This window comes from Candidatus Nanopusillus massiliensis, assembly GCF_920984865.1.
Genome location: NZ_OV100765.1, coordinates 309,851 through 310,415 on the forward strand (window position 1 = coordinate 309,851; position 565 = coordinate 310,415).

1 protein-coding gene and 1 pseudogene (1 of these 2 only partly in view) are annotated in these 565 nt (G+C 22.1%); one reads left to right on the forward strand and one right to left on the reverse strand.

The window, feature by feature from the left end; genetic code table 11:
• Window positions 1–82: pseudogene (locus LUA84_RS05260) on the reverse strand (SPFH domain-containing protein) (it extends 362 nt beyond the left edge of the window).
• Window positions 83–255: 173 nt separating this feature from the next.
• Here LUA84_RS05260 and LUA84_RS02200 point away from each other — a divergent pair.
• Window positions 256–510, forward strand: a complete 255-nt coding sequence (locus LUA84_RS02200; RefSeq protein ID WP_231434243.1) for a DNA-binding protein — start codon at window positions 256–258, stop codon at window positions 508–510.
• Window positions 511–565: the final 55 nt, after the last annotated feature.

Here is a 565-nt window from a genome sequence, read left to right on the forward strand (position 1 = left end):
AAAGGACTCCTGAATAATATCCTAATGTAAATATTACTGCCTTTTCATAGTTATATATTATTCTTATTCNNGTTAATCGTATATATTATTATTAGTACTCCAAATATTATTCCCAATATTCCAAGAAACTTTATTAACAAAAATGACACTAATTAATAGTATAAAAAATATTGCCCATTGTCTCATATTGCTATATTCTTCCATATCAAAAATATCTTAATTTTGCTTAAAAACTTATCTAAAAATATTTTAATTATGAGCAAGGATGATAAAAAATTAAAAGAAATAGAAAAAATATATGAATCGATATTGCCATTTTTTACAAAAGAGGCAATTGATAGATTATCGAACATAAAAGNTGTATATCCAGAAAAATTTAAGCAGACTGTTTTGATTCTATATCAATATATTCAATCTGGTAAAATAAAAAAGATAAATGACAAATTATTAAAAAATATATTATCAAAATTATCTGAAAGAAGAGAACCAAAAATAAGATTTATACATTAGCGTAATATTTTTTCAGGAAGTGCTAATTTATCTGGTAAATATTTTTCTGCAACAA